14 protein-coding genes are annotated in these 16,494 nt (G+C 65.2%); 7 read left to right on the forward strand and 7 right to left on the reverse strand.

Annotated features, from left to right (window positions below; all coding sequences use genetic code 11):
* Positions 1-25 precede the first annotated feature (25 nt).
* Positions 26-1,534 carry a flavin-containing monooxygenase gene (locus PS060_RS07760; RefSeq protein ID WP_273986642.1) on the reverse strand — a complete coding sequence of 503 codons (1,509 nt, stop codon included), beginning with the start codon at positions 1,532-1,534 and terminating at the stop codon, positions 26-28.
* 360 nt (positions 1,535-1,894) lie between these two features.
* On the opposite strand from PS060_RS07760, the gene PS060_RS07765 reads away from it, so the two are divergent.
* Positions 1,895-4,429, forward strand: a complete 2,535-nt coding sequence (locus PS060_RS07765; protein WP_273986645.1) for a TonB-dependent receptor — start codon at positions 1,895-1,897, stop codon at positions 4,427-4,429.
* Between the two features lie 438 nt (positions 4,430-4,867).
* Here the strand turns inward: PS060_RS07765 and PS060_RS07770 are convergent, their stop codons facing one another.
* Genes PS060_RS07770 through PS060_RS07780 form a run of 3 tightly spaced genes read right to left on the reverse strand, consistent with a single transcriptional unit; the run spans position 4,868 to position 7,080 of the window.
* Entirely contained in the window at positions 4,868-6,031 is a 1,164-nt protein-coding gene (locus tag PS060_RS07770) for an acyl-CoA dehydrogenase family protein (protein WP_273986647.1), read from the reverse strand.
* Positions 6,032-6,044: 13 nt separating this feature from the next.
* Positions 6,045-6,281: a hypothetical protein gene (locus PS060_RS07775; protein ID WP_273986648.1), complete on the reverse strand. Its 237-nt coding sequence runs from the start codon at positions 6,279-6,281 to the stop codon at positions 6,045-6,047.
* Positions 6,282-6,306: 25 nt separating this feature from the next.
* Positions 6,307-7,080: a crotonase/enoyl-CoA hydratase family protein gene (locus PS060_RS07780; protein WP_273986650.1), complete on the reverse strand. Its 774-nt coding sequence runs from the start codon at positions 7,078-7,080 to the stop codon at positions 6,307-6,309.
* 117 nt (positions 7,081-7,197) lie between these two features.
* Here PS060_RS07780 and PS060_RS07785 point away from each other — a divergent pair, with 117 nt between their 5' ends.
* Both PS060_RS07785 and PS060_RS07790 read left to right on the forward strand, forming a co-directional pair.
* Positions 7,198-8,466 (forward strand): acetyl-CoA C-acetyltransferase, encoded by a 1,269-nt coding sequence (locus tag PS060_RS07785; RefSeq protein WP_273986652.1) that lies wholly within the window; start codon positions 7,198-7,200, stop codon positions 8,464-8,466.
* Complete coding sequence (locus tag PS060_RS07790) at positions 8,456-9,991, forward strand: acetyl-CoA acetyltransferase (RefSeq protein ID WP_273986654.1); 1,536 nt, start codon at positions 8,456-8,458, stop codon at positions 9,989-9,991. The genes PS060_RS07785 and PS060_RS07790 overlap by 11 nt, the downstream gene beginning before the upstream one ends.
* Before the next feature lie 113 nt (positions 9,992-10,104).
* Here the strand turns inward: PS060_RS07790 and PS060_RS07795 are convergent, their stop codons facing one another.
* Both PS060_RS07795 and PS060_RS07800 read right to left on the reverse strand, forming a co-directional pair.
* Positions 10,105-10,743: a carboxymuconolactone decarboxylase family protein gene (locus tag PS060_RS07795; protein WP_273986656.1), complete on the reverse strand. Its 639-nt coding sequence runs from the start codon at positions 10,741-10,743 to the stop codon at positions 10,105-10,107.
* Entirely contained in the window at positions 10,743-11,270 is a 528-nt protein-coding gene (locus PS060_RS07800) for a VOC family protein (protein ID WP_273986657.1), read from the reverse strand. The genes PS060_RS07795 and PS060_RS07800 overlap by 1 nt, the downstream gene beginning before the upstream one ends.
* Positions 11,271-11,397: 127 nt before the next feature.
* Here PS060_RS07800 and hppD point away from each other — a divergent pair, with 127 nt between their 5' ends.
* From hppD to bchJ, 4 genes are all read left to right on the forward strand, one after another.
* The gene (gene hppD / locus PS060_RS07805) at positions 11,398-12,513 is read left to right on the forward strand and encodes a 4-hydroxyphenylpyruvate dioxygenase (protein WP_273986658.1); all 1,116 of its coding nucleotides are present in this window, start codon (positions 11,398-11,400) and stop codon (positions 12,511-12,513) included.
* 130 nt (positions 12,514-12,643) lie between these two features.
* Positions 12,644-13,210: a VOC family protein gene (locus PS060_RS07810; protein WP_273986660.1), complete on the forward strand. Its 567-nt coding sequence runs from the start codon at positions 12,644-12,646 to the stop codon at positions 13,208-13,210.
* An 81-nt stretch (positions 13,211-13,291) separates the two neighbouring features.
* Positions 13,292-14,917 (forward strand): magnesium-protoporphyrin IX monomethyl ester anaerobic oxidative cyclase, encoded by a 1,626-nt coding sequence (gene bchE / locus PS060_RS07815; RefSeq protein ID WP_273986661.1) that lies wholly within the window; start codon positions 13,292-13,294, stop codon positions 14,915-14,917.
* Complete coding sequence (bchJ, locus tag PS060_RS07820; RefSeq protein WP_273986662.1) at positions 14,907-15,512, forward strand: bacteriochlorophyll 4-vinyl reductase; 606 nt, start codon at positions 14,907-14,909, stop codon at positions 15,510-15,512. Before bchE ends, bchJ begins: the two co-directional genes overlap by 11 nt.
* On the opposite strand, the gene PS060_RS07825 is transcribed toward bchJ, so the two are convergent.
* Positions 15,509-16,483, reverse strand: a complete 975-nt coding sequence (locus PS060_RS07825) for a hypothetical protein (RefSeq protein WP_273986663.1) — start codon at positions 16,481-16,483, stop codon at positions 15,509-15,511. The two genes, bchJ and PS060_RS07825, sit on opposite strands and share 4 nt — an antisense overlap.
* Positions 16,484-16,494: the final 11 nt, after the last annotated feature.

The raw sequence follows: 16,494 nt of genomic DNA on the forward strand, positions 1-16,494 counted from the left end.
CACCTCGCAATGACGAGGTTTGAACCTACTCCGCCGCCTCCAGCTGTTCGTCCACCCCGCGCGCATTGGCGCCCGCGCGGGTGAAGGTGAGGATGCCGTCGGTCAGCGGGTCTTCCTTCATCCGCTTCCTGTCGACGACATATTCCTGGTTCAATCGCCACGGGTAGCTCACCGAATTGCGCGGCATGATGTGCTTGCCGCGCTGGATGTAGCCGCTCGAGAAATCGAACACATCGTCCTCGGTGATCGCGGCCTCGCCTTCGGGGGTCAGCACCGGGGTGGCGATGGTCGCGCCGGTCTGGCGCATGTGTTCGAGCACCCGGCACACATAGTCCGAATTGATGTCCGCGCGCAGGGTCCAGCTGGCGTTCAAGTAGCCGAACACCACCGCAAGGTTGGGCAGGTTAGAGAACATACAGCCCTTGTAATAGAACCGCTCGTTGAACTTGACGGTCTCGCCATCGACCCTGACGTCGATCTTGCCGGCCACGGCCAGCTTGAGGCCGGTGGCGGTCACCACGATGTCGGCGGGCAGGAACTTGCCATTCGTCAGGCGCACCCCGCCCTTTTCGAACTTGGCGATATGGCCGGTGACGACATCGGCCTTGCCAGCCTTCATCGCCTTGAACAGATCCTCGTCCGGCACCAGACACAGCCGCTGCTCCCACGGGTTGTAGGGCGGGGTGAAGGCGGACTTGTCGTAGCCCGGCCCGAGCGAGGCTTCGATCTTCTTGTAGAGCGCTTCTTTCACCTTCTCCGGCTTGTCGCGCGCCAGCTTGAAGCTGAAGTCCTGCATCTTGATGTTCTTGAACCGGGTGATCCGGTAGGCGAGCTTTTCCGGCAGCACGGCGCGCAGGAAATTGGCGATCGCATCCTTGGCCGGGCGCGTGAACATCCAGGTTGGCGTGCGCTGGAGCATGGTGACGTGCGCCGCCTCGCGCGCCATCGACGGCACGATCGTCACCGCCGTTGCGCCCGAGCCGATCACGACGACATTCTTGTCCGTGTAATCGAGGTTCTCGGGCCAGAACTGCGGGTGAACGATCTGGCCTTCGAACTCGCCGAAGTCGAAGCCGGGGTCATAGGGCTCGTCGTAATCGTAATAGCCCGCGCCGAGATACAGGAAATTGGCGGTGAGGTGGGTGCGCGAACCATCGGCCTTTTCCATCTCGACGTGCCAGCGGGCGTCATCGTGATGGAAGTCGGCGCTGATGACCTTGTGGCCGAAGCGGATGTGCTGGCGGATGCCGCGTTCATCCACGATCCGGTCGAGATATTCGAGGATCGCCGGCGCATCGGCGATCGACTTCTCGTGCCGCCACGGCTCGAAATCGAAGCCCAGCGTGTGCATATCGCTGTCCGAACGGATGCCGGGATAGCGGAACAGATCCCACGTTCCCCCGAGATTGTCGCGGCGCTCGACGATGCAATAGGAATGATGCGGCGCCTTCATTTCCATGTGGGCGGCCATCCCGATGCCGGAAATCCCGGCACCGACGATCAGCACGTCGAAGTCTGGCGGTGTGGCTAGCATGGCGGGCCTCTCTCTCCCTTGTTGACATTGATGTAACCACAGCCTCGCGGGAAAAGCGAGTCTTGAATAGCAAACTGCAACTGACTTTGCCCAGGCGCGCCAGAGCCGGATCGCGGCGAGCCATGCTCTTGGGCAAGAAACATAGTTACGCATCAATGCCGCAATCGCGAATGTATGCTGCGCCGCAATAGACTATGTGGCATTTTTGCTACTGTCCGCCATTTGTTACCTGTAACTCTTGTTAGGGCGCGCGACCCTGATAGGTTTCGCTCCGCTAACCCAAGACCGGCAACAGACCGGCTGGTATGTGGAGAGAGGGAAACCATGACGCGCAAGTTCGCAAAGCTTGCCTGCGGCCTGATGGCCTGCAGTGCACTCACTACCCCCGCCTTTGCTCAGGATACGGATGACACGCCCGAGGTTCGGGACGACAACGTCATCATCGTGACCGCCACCCGCCGTGCGCAGGACGTGCAGGACATTCCGCTGGCGGTGACGGCAATCTCTCCGCAGCAGCTTGAAGCGCAGCGCGTGGTCAACATCCAGCAAGTCGCCGCGCTGGCTCCGTCCTTCACCAGTTCGCAGGCGCAGCTCGCCTCTGGCTCGGTGGTGCTGCGCGTGCGCGGCGTCGGGACGACCTCGAACAATATCGGCTTCGAAAGCGCGGTCGGCATCTTCATCGACGGCGCCTACCAGTCGCGCCCCGGCGTGGCGCTGTCCGAATTCGTCGACGTCGAACGCGTCGAAGTGCTGCGCGGCCCGCAGGGCACGCTGTTCGGCCGCAATACGTCGGCAGGCGCGCTCAACATCACCAACGCCCGCCCCGATGTCACCGAATTCAGCGGCTTCGTGAATGCGGAATACGGCAATTTCGACGAGAAGAGCCTCCAGGGTGCGGTCAACGTGCCGCTGGTGCAGGATACCCTCGCGCTGCGCCTTACCGGTGCCTACCGTGAGCGTGACGGCTTCCTTGATGTCGTCAACCGCACCGGCGCCAAGATCGGCGAGACCAACACGGTCGATCAATGGCTGGTGCGCGGCCAGCTGGGCTGGGACACCGAAAGCGGCCTGCGCGGCCGTCTCATCGCCGACTACTCCAAGAGCAAGTCGAGCTGCTGCGGCGCGATCGAGCTGTGGCAGTCGCCGCTGGTGACCGGCGGGGCCTATGCGGCGGTCGGTCTGGGCGCGAATGGTGGCAATGGCCAGCCGCTCGTCGCCACCAACCCCAACGATCAGCGCGGCTTCGAACGGGCGATGGACAACCGGACGGTCTCGGCCAACTCGGTGCCCGTGGCTGACATCGACAACTACGGTTTCACCGGTGAAGTCGAATTCCCGCTGTCCGACAATGCCGACCTCATCTTCATCGGCTCGTACCGCAAGTACAAGAGCTTCGAGAAGTATGACACCGACTTCACCGGGCTCGACATTTTCAATGTCGACGCGCTCAACCTCGAAATCGACACCTGGACGGCGGAACTGCGCCTGCAGGGCGAGGCGATGGAAGGCGCGCTCAACTACATGGTGGGCGGGTTCTACTCGGATGAAAGCCTGAGCCAGACCTCGCGCTTCTCGCTGGGCGCGGATTACGGGGAGAACGCCGGCGCATTGCTGTTCGTGCCGACCGGGGGCGCGCTCGGTGCCAACCCGCTGACGCTGTTCACCGGCGTCGATCCGGCTGGCTCGCGCACTGCCAACAACTTCACGCAGGATGCCAAGAGCTACGCGGTCTTCACGCACAACTCGCTCGAAATCGCCGACGGCCTCGAACTGACGGTCGGCGCGCGCTATTCGTGGGAAGACAAGTCGGGCGGCTTCAGGCAGCTGTCCAACACCAACACGATCTGCCCGGCTACGCTCAACGCGATCGGGGCCGGCACCGGCCCGGCGGTCGTGCCGGCCGCCCTGCGGCCGACCTTCGTCGCGCTGGGCTGCTTCGGCTTCCTTGCCCCGGCGGATCTGCCGCAGGCTGCCGCTCTGCCGCTGGTGCGCACCTTCCAGTCCAACTTCAAGGACGAGGAGCTGATCTACACCGTCAAGCTCGGCTATGAATTCAGCCCGTTTGTCAGCAGCTATGCCAGCTTCACCCACGGCTACAAGGCGGGCGGGATCAACCTTGATACCACCGCTGCGGTCGGCGGTGCCGATCCGACCTTCCTTTCGGAAGAGGTCGATGCCTACGAACTGGGCGTCAAGGCGCAGACTCCGGGCGGCGGGCTGACGCTCAACGTCGCGGCGTTCTATGAGGAGTTCAGCAACTTCCAGGTGCTCGAATTCACCGGCACCGCCTTCGCCACCTTCAACGTTCCGATTGCCGAAACGAAGGGTGTCGAAATCGAAAGCCTCATCCGTCCGGCTGACGGGCTGACGCTGAACCTGGCGGCGACCTTCCTCGAAGCGAGCTACCCGGACAATTGCGCCGGCACGCAGACCTCGGTGCAGGTGGTGGCGTTGTGCGGCAACGATCTGACCAACGCGCCGCAGGTGGTCGCGCTGGCCGGGGCCATGTGGGAAAAGCCGCTCAACGACACGACCGAGTTCTTCATCTCGGGCCAGGTGCGCATGGAAGGCGATCAGCGCACCTCGACCCAGGCGAAGATCCTGCCGACTGTCGCTGCGGGTGCCACCCAGGCACAGGTGCAGGCTGCGGTCGACGCTTCGGCGCCGATCATCGCCGACATCCAGGACGGCAAGGCCTTCGTCAACCTGCGCGCCGGGCTTCGCTTTGCAGAAGGCAAGTATTCGATCGAAGGCTGGGTCAACAACCTCACCGACGAAGTGGTGCGCGGGGTGACCTTCAACACCACGCTGCGCGGTTCGGGTGCGGCCAACTCGCGTTCGGCCTTCACGCTGCCGCCGCGCCAGTACGGCGTGACGCTGCGCGCCAAGTTCTGAGGCGGGCGTAACGGTTAGCTCCGGAAAACGGAGCGGGAGAGGGGGCGGCTCGGGCGACCGGGCCGCCCTTTCTTTTTTGTATGCGTGCCCGTTTTTTTGTATGCGTGCCCGCCTCCGCGGGCACGTCCTCGGTGAGTCTTTGTCGGCCTACCGCTTCGCTACTTGAGGCCGGATCTCCTTCGCTTCGCTACGGAGCACCTGCGGCTCGCGCGCGTGCGCTCGCGACGCCTTCGGCGTCGAACCAGCGCTTACAGTGAGGTGGGGACTGGCACGAAAAAGGCGGCCCGTTTCTGGGCCGCCTTTTCCTAAGTCTATTTTAGCGCTGTTCCGGTCGCGCAGCGACCGCAAGGCCACGCGGCCGCCCCGCAGGTGCCCCGCCGCGTCAGCGGCGGGAACAGCACCGAGGACGGGCCCGCGGAGGCGGGCCCGCCAACAAAATCACATCCCCCGCGCGATCACCATCTTCATCACTTCGTTCGATCCGCCGAAGATCCGGGTGATGCGGCTGTCGCGGTACATCCGCGCGATCGGGTAGTCGTTGATGAACCCGGCCCCGCCGTGGAACTGCAGGCACTTGTCGACGACCTCGCCCTGAAGCTCGGTCACCCAATACTTGGCCATGCAGGCGGTGGCCACGTCGAGCTCGCCCTTCAGGTGCCGCGCGATGCAATCATTGACGAAGACGCGCGCGGCGGTGCTGCGGGCCTTCAGGTCAGCCATCACGAACTGCGTGTTCTGGAAATCCCAGATCGTCTGGCCGAAGGCCTTGCGGTTCTTGACGTAGTCCATCGTGGTCTCGAGCGCCTTCTCGATCCCGTTGATCGCGCCCACGGCGATGATCAGGCGCTCCTGCGGCAGCTCGCCCATCAGCTGGTAGAAGCCGCGCCCCTCGACCCCGCCGAGCACGTTTTCGGCCGGCACGAAGACATTGTCGAAGAACAGCTCCGAGGTGTCGGCTGCGTCCATCCCGATCTTGTCGAGCTTGCGCCCGCGCTGGAACCCTTCCGCGCCCTCGGTTTCGAGCAGCATCAGCGAGATGCCCTTGGCGCGCTCGTTCGGGTCGGTCTTGGCGACGACGATGATGAAGTCGGCGATCTGGCCGCTCGAGATATAGGTCTTCGACCCGCTGATGCGGTAGCCGTTGCCGTCCTTTACCGCCGTGGTGGTGATCGACTGCAAGTCGGAGCCCACGCCCGGTTCGGTCATGGCGATCGCGCTGACGAGATCGCCGCTGACGAGGCGGGGCAGATACTTCTGCTTCTGCTCCTCGGTCCCGTGGCGCACCAGATAGGGCAGGATCACGGTGTTGTGGAGCGAGGCGGCAAAGCCGTCGACCCCGTGCTTGGCCTGCTGGTCGATGACGACGAGGTCATGCCGGAAGTCACCACCGTGGCCGCCATATTCGCTCGGCACGGAGACGCCGAGCAGGCCGGCCTGGCCCGCCTCGCGCCAGAATTCGCGCTCGACCTGGCCATCCTCGCGCCACTTCTCGACGCGCTTCTGCGGGGCGTGCTGCTGGTAGAACTTGCCGACCGCGTCGGCGAAAATGGCGATTTCCTCGTCTTCCATGAAGGCGGGCTGAGGCACGTTGAGGACGGACATTGCTCTCTCCTGACTATCTCGGCGCGCCCTCGGGGAGCGACGCTGGAACTTCAATGCATTGGTAGCGGATTGGTGCGCGCATCCCCTCCTGGAGACTGCGCTTCAGCTCGGCCCCGACCCGCAGGCACTCGGCCTGACTGTCGTAAAACTCCTCCCGCACGATCGGGACGCCCGCTTCCCACGGACCATCCCAGTTCACCGCGTCGTCGGGCGCGATGTAGACCACGAACAGCAGGACCCACTTTGACATGTCGGGTTCTCGATGCCCGTTTCGCTTACTTGCCGGTCCAGTTGGGCTTGCGCTTTTCGGCGAAGGCGGCGGCGCCCTCGCGGGCGTCATGGCTGACGAAGACGGGGCCGATCAGCTGGCCCTGCTTGGCGTAGCGTTCATCCATCGCCCAGCCGCGCGATTCCTTGACGATCTGCTTCGAGACGCGGACCGCCAGCGGGCCGTTCGCGGCGATGCGCGCCGCGAGTGCCTTGGCGGCGTCGAGCGCGGAGCCTTCGGTCACTTCGTTGATCAGGCCAAGCTGGAAGGCGCGGGGCGCGTCGATGAAGTCGCCGGTCAGCGCCAGCTCCATCGCGACGCGCTGGGGGATCTGGTCGGGGAGCATCATCACGCCGCCCGCTGCCGCCACAAGGCCGCGCTTCACTTCGGGGATGCCGAACCTCGCGCCCGCGTTGGCGACCACGAGGTCGCAGGCGATCATCAACTCAAGCCCGCCGGCCAGCGCATAGCCCTCGACCGCAGCGATCAGCGGCTTCTTGGGCGGGGCTTCGACCACGCCGCCGAACCCGCGACCTTCCACGGTCGGACGCTCGCCGCGCAGGAATCCCTTGAGATCCATCCCCGAGCAGAAGGTGCCGCCCGCGCCCGTGAGGATGCCGACGCGCAGATCGTCCTCGGCGTCGAGCCGGTCCATCGCCGCCGCGATTCCCTCCGCCGCAGCGCGGGTCATGGCGTTCTTGGCGTCGGGACGGTTGATGGTGACGATGAGGACGCCGTCCTCGACTTCGGTCAGCACTTCAGGGGCAGCGGTCTCGCTCACGGGCTCTCTCTCCTATCGAAAATGGCATTACGTTTCGAAACGCAATTCTTGTGCGAGTGGTGCAGCCGGTTTACGTGACCGTCAACCGCATTTTCGCTACTCCGGGAGAGGAACACCATGGCCGAGGCTTACATCATCGACGCAGTGCGCACCCCGCGCGGGATCGGCAAGCAGGGCAAGGGCGCGCTCGCCGCGTGCCACCCGCAGCACCTCGCCGCGACGGTGCTCAAGGCGATCAAGGACCGCAACAATCTCGACACCGCGACGGTCGACGATGTGATCTGGTCGGTCTCGACGCAGGACGGGATGCAGGCGGGCGACATGGGCCGCATGGCCGCGCTCGATGCGGGCTATGACATCACCTCGTCCGGCACCACGCTCGACCGCTTCTGCGGCGGCGGCATCACCAGCGTCGCGCTCGCCGCCGCGCAGGTGATGAGCGGGATGGAGGATTGCGTCGTCGCCGGCGGCACCGAGATGATGAGCCTCACCGCCGCGATGAGCCAGGAGAAGATGCGCGCCGGGATCAAGCCGCCGATGATGGGGAGCTACAACGAGCGGCTCCAGAAGGTGCACCCGCAGTCGCACCAGGGCATCTGCGGCGATGCGATTGCGAGCAAGGAAGGCTTCACCCGCGAGGAATTGGACGAGGTCGGCTACCGCTCGCAGCAGCGCGCCGCCGAGGCGATTGCCGAGAACCGCTTTGCCAAGTCGGTCGTCCCTGTTGTGGCCGACGACGGCACGGTGCTGCTCGACCGCGAGGAATATCCGCGCCCGCAGACCACCCGCGAAGACCTCGCCAAGCTGGAACCGGCCTTCCCCAAGATCGCCGACGTGCCTTTGGACGCCGAGGGCACGACCTTCCGCAAGCTGATCAACGCCAAGTATCCCGATCTCGAGATCAAGCATTTCCACCATGCGGGGAACTCCTCGGGCGTGGTCGATGGCGCCGCGGCGGTGCTGATCACCTCGAAGGACTATGCCCAGAAGCATGGTCTGAAGCCCCGCGCTCGCATCGTCGCCACCGCCAACATGGGCGATGATCCGACGCTGATGCTCAACGCGCCCGTCCCGGCGGCGAAGAAGGTTCTGGCCAAGGCCGGCCTCACCAAGGACGACATCGACCTCTACGAAATCAACGAGGCCTTCGCGGTGGTCGCCGCCAAGTTCGTGCGCGATCTCGAACTCGATTGGGACAAGGTCAACGTCAACGGCGGCTCGATCGCGCTGGGCCACCCCATCGGCGCGACCGGCTCGATCCTGATCGGCACCGTGGTCGACGAGCTGGAGCGCCGCGGCGGGCGCTATGGCCTCGTCACCATGTGCGCGGCGGGCGGCATGGCCCCGGCGATCATCGTCGAGCGGGTCGAAGACTTTGTCGACTAAGGTTGCTGACAACACCCCGGTCATCATCGGGGTCGGCCAATATTCGGAGAGGGTGGGCGAGCCCGGCTACGAAGCCCTCTCCTATATGGACCTCGCCGGACGGGCGCTGGCCGGGGCGATTGCGGATAGCGGCGCTTCTGGGTCGGTGGCAGCCGCAATCGACACCCTCGCCGCGATCCGCGCCTTCGAGATGTCGCGGCCGGACAGGAAGCCGCCTTTCGGGGCTGCGAACAATGTGCCGCGCGCGATTGCCAAGCGGGTGGGCGCGGATCCGAAGCGCGCGATCCTGACCACCACCGGCGGCCAGACCAACCAGCAACTGGTGGGTGAGTTTGCCTCGGCCATCGCGGCGGGCGACAGCCGCTGTGCGGTGATCGTCGGCTCGGAGGCGATCTCGACCGTGCTCGCTTTGTCGGCGAAGGGCGAAATCCCGGACTGGTCGGAAGAGATCGAGGGCGATTTCGAGGATCAGGGTTTCGGGGTCGAGGAACTGATGGAGCCCGCCCTCTTCATGCACGGCGCGAGCGGGGCGATCCCGCTCTATGCGCTGGCCGAGAACGCGCGGCGGCACCGGCTGGGGATGGGCCTGGAGGAATACCGCCTCGAAATCGGCAAGCTGTTCGCGCCCTTCACGCGGGTGGCGGCGGCCAATCCGCACTCGGCCGCGCCGGTCGAGCGCAGCGCGGAGGAACTCGCCACCGTCACCGATCGCAACCGCATCGTCGCCGAACCCTATCCACGCATGACCGTCGCGCGCGATCAGGTGAACCAGGCGGCGGCGGTGATCGTCGCAAGCGCAGGCCTTGCGCGCGAGTTGGGCGTGCCGGAGGACAGGTGGGTGCACATCCACGCCGTCACGGCCGCGACCGAGCTGAAGCTCTCGCAGCGGCCTGACCTTGCGGGCAACCCGGCGAGCCTCGCCAGCGTCGATAAGGCGCTGGAGCGGGCGGGCAAGGGGATCGAAGACGTCCGCTATATCGATTTCTACTCCTGCTTCGCGATCCCCGTGTTCAACCAATGCGACCATTTCGGCCTCACCGCCGACGACCCGCGCGGGCTGACGCTGACGGGCGGGTTGCCGTTCTTCGGCGGGGCGGGGAACAACTACTCGGCCCACGCCATCGCGGAAGCCGTGCAGAAGGTGCGCGGCGATCGGGGCAGCTTCGCGCTGGTCGGCGCGAACGGCGGCTGGATGAGCAAATACGCCACCGGCATCTACTCCACCGAGCCTGCCGACTGGTCAGGCAATGACCGCTTCGCCGTGCTCCCCAAGGCGACCGACAAGGTGCCGCTCGCCAAGGAGCCGGTGCCTGCGGCGGTGGTCGAGACCTACACCATCAACCGCGGGCCCAAGGGCGCCGAGGCGATCTTCATCGGCCGCAGCGACGCGGGCGAACGGGTGGTGGGCAATGCCGACCTGTCGGATGCTGCCACCGGCGAGGCCTTCGAAAGCGGCGAACCCTTCGGCAAGCGCCTCACCCTGACGCAGGACGAGCGCGGGCGGACGGTGGGGAAGGTCGTTTGATTCAAACCCGTTCGTGCTGAGCCTGTCGAAGCACCGTTCTTTCTTTTGAACCCCGCGCAAGGCTCAAGAAAAGGACGGCCCTTCGACAGGCTCAGGGCGAACGGAGTTTGAGGTTACCGCCGCTCGCCACCCAGAAAATCAAGCGCGTCGAAGCCCTCCGGCGCGGCGACTTCCACCACCGGATCATCGCGGTCATCGAACTCGGTGCGCAGCGCGCGGCTCATGATCGCGTGCATGTGGTAGAGGCAGGTGATGTAGGTCAGCTCGAGCACTTCCTCGTCGCTGAACGCCGCTTTTACTTCCGCGAAGAGCGCGTCCGGCACGCGCCCGCCGTGGCATACCAGCCGGTCGGCATAGGCGAGGACGAGGCGCTCCTTCGCGTCGAACACATCGGACGTCTGCCACACGGGCAGTGCCGCAATCTTGGCCTCGCTCACCCCCAGCCCCCGCAAGCTCTTGCAGTGCTGCGAGAAGACGAATTGCGAGCCGGTCGCCCACCCCGCCCAGGTCTGGCCCAGCTCGCGCAACACCGGATCGAGCTTGCGCTCCGGCGAGCGGTAATAGGCAAAGCCCTGCGCGGCGTGGCGCAGGGTATCGGGGGAGTTCGCGAAGACGCTCCACCAGTCGCCGCGCGTGCCGGTGGCGGTGCCGGGTTCGGTGACGGGGTCACGCTCCCCGAACAGCTGTCGGTAGAGCGGCAGGGCGACTTTCTCGTCCGCCTCGCCCAAGGGCACTTCGCGCAGGCGCGGCATCAGGCGTCCTCCGCCAGCGTGGCAGGTTCGTGGCGGATGTCGTCCGGCCCGAAACTGCGGGTGGTCGCGGCGAATTCCAGCATGATGCCGTTGGGGTCGGTGAAATAGACCGAGCGCACGAACACGCCGTCATGCATCTCGCGGGCATAGCCCGAGGGGCTGTCATCGTGGTTGAACACCATGTGGGTGTGCGGCACGCCTGCTTCCTGAAGTCGCTCCAACGCCGCCTCCAACTCCGCCTCCTCCATGTCGAAGGCCAAGTGGTTCATCGAGCCCACGGCGGTCTTGGCGTCGAAGGGAAACTTCTTCACCGAAGCGATCCCCGGTGCGGCGGGCGGCGCGTCCTTCCACCAGAAGAAGGCGACCGCATTGCCCCCGCCCGCATCGAAAAAGAAATGCTGGCCGCCATCGGGCAGCTCGACCGTCTTGAACAGCGGCATATGCAGCACCTCGGTGTAGAACCGGGTGGTCTCGGCCATGTCGCGGCACACTAGCGCGATGTGGTTGATGCCCTTCGTTCTGATCATCGCCTCTCTCCCTTTATGGCGCGAGACTGCCCGCTTCGCGGGGCGCTGGCAATTGCTTGCGCGAATCGTCGCTTTCGGGTAGATGGTTTCAATTGAAACTATCTTCGGAGCACAGGGGATTCCCGCCATGAACATCCAGAGCCAAGACCTGTTCGACAATCCCGCCGGTCTCGACGGGTTCGAATTCGTCGAGTTCTGCGCGCCGGAGAAGGGCGTGCTCGAACCGGTGTTCGAGGCCATGGGCTTCACCCGCGTGGCGCAGCACCGGTCGAAGGACGTCCACCTGTGGCGGCAGGGCGGCATCAACCTGATCGCCAATTACGAGCCGCGCTCGGCCGCGTGGTATTTCGCGCGCGAGCACGGCCCTTCGGCCTGCGGGATGGCGTTCCGCGTGCGCGATGCGGCCAAGGCCTATGACCACCTGATCGCCAAGGGCGCCGAGCCGGTCGCCGTCCAGACCGGCGTGATGGAACTGCGCATCCCCGCGATCCGCGGCATCGGCGGGGCGATCCTCTATCTGGTCGACCGCTACGAGGGCGCGCAAGGCGGCAACGGCCTCACCATCTACGACATCGACTTCGAGTATCTCCCCGGCGTCGAGCGTCGCCCCGAAGGCGCGGGCTTCCACACCATCGATCACCTCACCCACAACGTCTATGGCGGGCGGATGAAGTATTGGGCCGACTATTACGAGACCCTGTTCAACTTCCGCGAGATCCGCTTCTTCGACATCAAGGGCGAATATACCGGCCTCACCTCCAAGGCCCTGACCGCGCCCGACGGCAAGATCCGCATCCCGCTCAACGAGGAAGGCGAAGGCGGCAAGGGCCAGATCGAGGAGTTCCTGCGCGCCTTCAACGGCGAGGGCATCCAGCACATCGCGCTGATCTGCGATGATCTCGTCACCTGCTGGGACCGTCTCCAGAAGCTCGGCGTGCCCTTCATGACCGCGCCGCCCGCGACCTATTACGAAATGCTCGAAGGCCGCCTGCCCGGCCACGGCGAGGATGTCGAGGCGCTCAAGATGCGCGGCATCCTGCTCGACGGCACCACGGAAGGCGGCTCCCCCCGCCTCCTCTTGCAAATCTTCGCGCAGGCGCAGGTCGGGCCGGTGTTCTTCGAATTCATCCAGCGCAAGGGCGACGAAGGCTTCGGCGAGGGCAACTTCAAGGCCCTGTTCGAAAGCATGGAACGCGACCAGATCATCCGCGGGGTGTTGAACGTCGAGGAACCGGCGGAGTAGGTTTCACTTCGTCATTGCTAGGAGCCGAAGGCGACGCGGCAATCCATGGACTGCCGTCGCGTCCGGACACAAGGTTAGTCCATGGATTGCTTCGCTACGCTCGCAATGACGAAAGGAGAGGAATGAGAGCATGACCACCCACCCCGTAAACCTCGCCGGGATCCACCACGCCGCCTATCGCTGCAAGGACGCGAAGGAGACGGTGGAGTGGTACGCCCGCGTGCTCGGCATGACCTACACCACCGCCTTTGCCGAGGATCACGTGCCCTCGACCGGCGAATATGATCCCTATATGCACATCTTCCTCGATGCGGGGAACGGCAACATCCTCGCCTTCTTCGAGCTGCCCAATCAGCCCGAAATGGGGAAAGACCCCAACACCCCCGCATGGGTGCAGCACCTCGCGCTGAAGGTGCCTTCGGAAGAGGCGCTGCTGGCGGCCAAGGCGCATATCGAGGCGCAAGGGATCGACGTGCTCGGCCCGACGCATCACGGCATCTTCAAGTCGATCTACTTCTTCGATCCCAACGGGCACCGGGTGGAGCTCGCCGCCGACATCGGCACCCCCGAGCAATACGCCGAACTCGCCCGTGTCGCCCCGGTGATGCTGGAGGAATGGTCTGAGACCAAGCAGGCGCCGCGTCACGCCGATTGGCTCCACGAAATCGCGCGTGCGGAGCACGCGGCGAAGGGCTGACCTTTCACATTTGATCCAGCGCAAAGCCCCCGCGCCCCAAGTCCCCCACCTTGAGCGCACTCAAGAGGGGGGATTCGGCCCATGCGCATTCTGTTCGTTCATCCCAACTACCGTTCCGGCGGGGCCGAGATTGCCGGGACATGGCCGCCCGCCTGGGTGGCCTATCTGTCCGGGCCGCTGCGCCGGGCAGGTTTCGACGACATCACCTTCATTGATACGATGACCGAGAATGTGCCGGACGATGAGCTCGCCCGGCGGATGGAGGAATTGCAGCCCGATTTTGTCGGCGTCACCGCGATCACCCCGTCGATCTACGCAGCCGAGCGCGTGCTCGAAATCGCGGCGCTCCATGTGCCCAAGGCGGTCAGGGTGCTGGGCGGGGTGCACGCCACTTTCATGTATCAGCAGGTGCTCGCCGAAGCGCCGCATATTGATGTGATCGTGCGCGGGGAGGGCGAGAATATCGCGGTCGAATTGTGCACCGCGATTGCCGAGGGCCGCTGGCCGCAGGACCGCGCCAGCATCCGCGGCCTTGCCTTCCGAGACGGCGACAAGGTGATCGCCACCGAGGCCGCCGAAACGATCAAGGACATGGCGACGATCAAGCCTGATTGGGATGTGCTCGACTGGAAGCAGTACACCTACATCCCCCTGGGCACCCGCGTTGCCATCCCCAACCTTGCGCGCGGTTGCCCCTTTACCTGTTCCTTCTGTTCGCAGTGGAAGTTCTGGCGCGATTACCGCGTGCGCGATCCCAAGGACGTGGTCGATGAAATTCAGGAGCTGCACGAAAAGCACGGCGTCGGCTTCTTCATCCTGGCGGACGAAGAACCGAGCATCAACCGCAAGAAATTCATCGAGTTCTGCCAGGAGCTGATCGACCGCGGCCTGCCCGACAAGGTGAAGTGGGGGATCAACACCCGCGTTACCGACATCTACCGCGACCGCGAGCTGCTGCCCTTCTACCGCAAGGCGGGGCTCGTCCATGTCAGCCTCGGCACCGAGGCCGCCGCGCAGATGAAGCTCGACCGGTTCAACAAGGAAACCAAGGTCGAGGAGAACAAGGAGGCGATCCGGCTGCTGCGCGAGGCGGACATTTTCGTCGAGGCGCAGTTCATCGTCGGGCTCGACAACGAAACCCCCGAAACGCTGGAGGACACCTTCCAGATGGCGTGGGACTGGCAGCCCGATCTGGCCAACTGGGCGATGTACACGCCCTGGCCCTACACCCCGCTGTTCGAGACGCTGAAGGACAAGGTCGAGGTTCACGATTTCTCGAAGTACAACTTCGTCACACCGATCATGAAACCCGCCGCGATGGAGCGCGGGGAACTGCTCGACGGAGTGATGAAGAACTACCGGCGCTTCTACATGAGGAAGGCGCTGTTCCACTATCCGTGGCGCGGCACGGGGTTCCGGCGGCGCTATCTGCTGGGGTGCCTGTGGGCCTTCCTGCGCGCGGGCTTCAAGCGCACCTTCTACGATCTCGGTAAAGCGGGATATTGGGGGCCGCAGACCAAGAAGCAGCTCGACTGGCATTTCGATGAAAGCCGGCAGGGCACGATTGCGGCGGCGACCGACTGGGAAACCAATGCCGACAAGGCGGCGCAGGCGCAGGCCCGCCGCGATGCGGTGCGCGAGCAGATGAAGGCTCGCGGGCAGGAACGCAGTGAGAGCCGCAAGCGGGATCGGATCGATGTCGATTGAGGGGCGCATTCTCGGACGGCGCCGGGGCGGGGCGCTGATCGGGCCGAACGCGGTGCTCAAGGCGGTCGAAGTGATGGAGGAGCGGCTGGGCCATGCCGAAACCTCGGCGATTCTGGCCGATGCGCAGATCGTCAACCTCCCATCGGGACGGCACATGATCCCCGAGGTCGAAGCCTTGCGGCTCCACCGCTGGCTCGCGCTGCACGATCCGATGGGGGCTTTCGTCATCGCCGAGGAAGCAGGCGCCCGGACGGCGGATTACATCATCGCGCATCGGATCCCGCCGGCGGCGGTGTGGCTGCTGCGGCACTGCCCCGCTGTGCTTGCCGCGCCCTTGCTGATGGCGGCGATCGGCAAGCACGCCTGGACGTTCGTGGGGGCAGGCACCTTCACGCCGGACGGGGCCTGGGCCTTTTCGATCGACCGCGGGTCGGCGGGGGATGATCTGCCTCCATCCGACAGCCTGTTCCACTGGTATGCGGCGGTCTTCACCCAGCTCTATCGCAGGCTGGTCGCCCCGGATTGCACCTGCCGCGTGATTGCCCCCGATGCGCCCTGCGACATGGCGCGGCGCTTTGTCATCGCGCGCGGCTAGTCGACGGGCGATGGCGGCGGCGCGGCACAGGACAAGCTGATCTCGGCAGCGGCGAAATCATAGGTGATCGCCGAACAATGCGCGATCTGGTCGCGGCCGATGCGGGTGAGGAGGTCAGGCTTCCCCCGCCCCTTGCGGCGACTGACAAGGATGTGCCCTTTCTCGAAGCGCGGATCGCCTGGCCCGATTTCGCCCACGCGCTTGGGCTCGCCATAGTCCTCCACCCGCACGGCAAAGCGCTCCACAGCGAGCGGGCCGAGCATGATCGGCTCGGCAATCCGCATCATCCGGGTCGGGCGCAGGACGCCGAAGTCCATCGTGACGCTGCCGTCCGAGGCCGGTTCGAACCCGCCTTCCTGATGCGTTGCGATGAAGTTGGCGGTGGGGGCAGTGATGAGGTTCTGCGGCCGTTCGGGGACAAAGATCATCGTCAGCCGCTTCTTGCCGACCACGACTTCGGTGCCGACCCGCAGATTGCTGCGTCCGCCCGCGCGCACCAGCGGGAAGCGCACGCGGGCTTCGCCGTCTGCTGCCGGGCCAAGGATGAAGGTCACCCGCTGTTCGGGCAGGTGGTGGACACCGATCACGCCGTCGGCCTTGCCTGAGGCCGGACGATCCGACCAGGCGATGGTCAGCGGCACCGGCCCTGCGCCCCAGTCGGCGGCAGCCGTGGCCGCCTCGCCATCGACCACCACCGGCCCGAAGCGCCATCCGCGCCGTGTCTCGGGCACCAGCATCAGCCTTGCAGCGACGTCGGGATTGATCACCGGCGGCCCGAACCTCTCGGCGCTGACTTCAAGCCGGAGGGGCTGGCCGTTGACGATGAGAGTGACGATATTGTCGCCTTCAAGCACCCGTTCCTCGGCGGGCGAAGCCGGTAGCGCTGCGCTCTGTGTGTCCTGAGCGGCGATGGCCTGTGCGGCGAGCGGCTGGGCGAGCGCGGCTGCGCCAAGGATCAGGCGGGTTGGCATGAGGCCTGAAC

It is taken from the genome of Erythrobacter sp. BLCC-B19 (assembly GCF_028621955.1).
GTDB lineage: Bacteria > Pseudomonadota > Alphaproteobacteria > Sphingomonadales > Sphingomonadaceae > Erythrobacter.

Bases quoted from the DNA above. Each gene is read 5' to 3' on its own strand.
- PS060_RS07770 (WP_273986647.1), bottom strand. From the start codon at position 6,031: ATGTCCGTCCTCAACGTGCCTCAGCCCGCCTTCATGGAAGACGAGGAA.
- PS060_RS07765 (WP_273986645.1), top strand. From the start codon at position 1,895: ATGGCCTGCAGTGCACTCACTACCCCCGCCTTTGCTCAGGATACGGAT.
- PS060_RS07825 (WP_273986663.1), bottom strand. From the start codon at position 16,483: ATGCCAACCCGCCTGATCCTTGGCGCAGCCGCGCTCGCCCAGCCGCTC.
- bchE (WP_273986661.1), top strand. From the start codon at position 13,292: ATGCGCATTCTGTTCGTTCATCCCAACTACCGTTCCGGCGGGGCCGAG.
- PS060_RS07810 (WP_273986660.1), top strand. From the start codon at position 12,644: ATGACCACCCACCCCGTAAACCTCGCCGGGATCCACCACGCCGCCTAT.
- PS060_RS07785 (WP_273986652.1), top strand. From the start codon at position 7,198: ATGGCCGAGGCTTACATCATCGACGCAGTGCGCACCCCGCGCGGGATC.
- PS060_RS07800 (WP_273986657.1), bottom strand. From the start codon at position 11,270: ATGATCAGAACGAAGGGCATCAACCACATCGCGCTAGTGTGCCGCGAC.
- PS060_RS07760 (WP_273986642.1), bottom strand. From the start codon at position 1,534: ATGCTAGCCACACCGCCAGACTTCGACGTGCTGATCGTCGGTGCCGGG.
- PS060_RS07795 (WP_273986656.1), bottom strand. From the start codon at position 10,743: ATGCCGCGCCTGCGCGAAGTGCCCTTGGGCGAGGCGGACGAGAAAGTC.
- hppD (WP_273986658.1), top strand. From the start codon at position 11,398: ATGAACATCCAGAGCCAAGACCTGTTCGACAATCCCGCCGGTCTCGAC.
- bchJ (WP_273986662.1), top strand. From the start codon at position 14,907: ATGTCGATTGAGGGGCGCATTCTCGGACGGCGCCGGGGCGGGGCGCTG.
- PS060_RS07775 (WP_273986648.1), bottom strand. From the start codon at position 6,281: ATGTCAAAGTGGGTCCTGCTGTTCGTGGTCTACATCGCGCCCGACGAC.